The organism is Saccharopolyspora terrae (genome assembly GCF_004348435.1).
Taxonomy (GTDB): domain Bacteria; phylum Actinomycetota; class Actinomycetes; order Mycobacteriales; family Pseudonocardiaceae; genus Saccharopolyspora; species Saccharopolyspora endophytica.
On the sequence record NZ_SMKS01000143.1, the window covers coordinates 1 to 1,413 of the forward strand.

Genomic DNA, 1,413 nt, shown 5'->3' on the forward strand with positions numbered 1-1,413 from the left:
CCCCTCTACCAACTCCGCCAAGCCGACATCGCCCTCCGCCACACAGACACCGCCGCCCTCTACCACGACGCCGAAGTCCTCGACCAGCTCATGCGCCAGCTACCCGAGAACTCACCCCGCCGCCACCACATCCTCCGCGCCCTCGAACGCATGCTCGACACCCTCGACCTCCACGACATCCCCGGCACCGCCACCGCCGCCCGCAACCAACTCACCGACGCCCTCACCGCACCCGCACACCCCAGCGCCCACCAGATCTCCGCGGTCGGCCACGCCCACATCGACTCCGCCTGGCTGTGGCCCATCCGCGAAACCATCCGCAAAGTCGCCCGCACCATCGCCAACGTCACCACACTGCTCGACCACCACGACTTCCACTTCGCCATGTCCCAGGCCCAACAACTCGCCTGGATCAAAACCCACCACCCCAAGCTCTACGACCGCGTCCGCCACCACATCGACCGAGGCGGATTCGTCCCCGTCGGCGGCATGTGGGTCGAATCCGACACCAACATGCCCGGCGGCGAAGCCCTAGCCCGCCAACTCATCCACGGCAAACGCTTCTTCCTCGACGAATTCGGCATCGAAACCCGCGAAGTCTGGCTACCCGACTCCTTCGGCTACAGCGCCGCACTCCCACAACTCATCCACCAAGCAGGCAACACCTGGTTCCTCACCCAAAAACTCTCCTGGAACCAGACCAACCGCTTCCCCCACCACACCTTCCACTGGGAAGGCATCGACGGAACCCGCATCTTCACCCACTTCCCACCCGCCGACACCTACAACGCCGAAATCACCGGCGCCGAACTCGCCCGCGCCCAGAACAACTTCTCCGAACACGGCTACGCCAACCACTCACTCCTGCCCTTCGGCCACGGCGACGGCGGGGGAGGACCCACCCGCGACATGCTCGAACGCGCCCACCGCACCCACAACCTCGAAGGCTCACCCCAAGTCCACCTGCACACACCCACCGAGTTCTTCACCGCCGCCGAAGCAGACCACACCCAACCCGCCGTCTACTCCGGCGAGCTCTACCTCGAACTCCACCGCGGCACCTACACCTCCCAAGCCCGCACCAAACAAGGCAACCGACGCAGCGAACACCTCCTGCGCGAAGCCGAACTCTGGTGCACCACCGCCACCCTCAACCACCACACCCCCTACCCCTACGACCAACTGGACACCCTCTGGAAACAAGTCCTCCTCAACCAATTCCACGACATCCTCCCCGGATCCTCCATCGCCTGGGTCCACCGCGAAGCCGAGAACACCTACGCCGACATCGCCGACCAGCTCAACACCCTCATCGACCAAGCCCAGCAAACCCTCACCGGCCCCGGCGACACCCCCATCACCTTCAACGCCGCACCCCACACCCACGACGACATCCCCGCCCTCGGCGCCACC

Annotated in this window: 1 protein-coding gene; it reads left to right on the plus strand. The window is 65.5% G+C overall.

Going from position 1 to position 1,413, the window contains the following annotated elements; translation table 11 throughout:
• Positions 1-1,413: alpha-mannosidase (locus tag E1181_RS31075; protein WP_408011025.1), on the plus strand; the 1,413-nt coding region annotated here is incomplete at both ends.